The organism is Massilia aurea (assembly GCF_024753205.1).
In the GTDB taxonomy this organism is placed as follows: Bacteria; Pseudomonadota; Gammaproteobacteria; order Burkholderiales; family Burkholderiaceae_D; genus Telluria; species Telluria aurea.
In genome coordinates, this window is the sequence record NZ_JANUGZ010000051.1 from 1 (window position 1) to 218 (window position 218).

The window sequence follows — 218 nt, forward strand, 5'->3', positions numbered from 1 at the left end:
CCAGGGCGTGGTCCCCGACGCACGGGTGGCCATTTGCGTCGAACGCAGCCTGGACATGATTGTCGGCTTGCTTGCCATTCTCAAAGCAGGCGGGGCCTATGTTCCTCTCGACCCAATCTACGCGGGTGAGCGCCTGGCCTACATGCTCGCCGACAGCCAGCCAGCAGTCCTGCTTACGCAAAACGCCTTGCGCGACCATCTGAATTGCGGTCCCGATT

The 218-nt window shown here is 61.9% G+C and carries 1 protein-coding gene; it reads left to right on the plus strand.

The window, feature by feature from the left end; translation table 11 throughout:
- Nucleotides 1-218: AMP-binding protein (locus tag NX775_RS24000; RefSeq protein WP_258838266.1), on the plus strand; the 218-nt coding region annotated here is incomplete at both ends.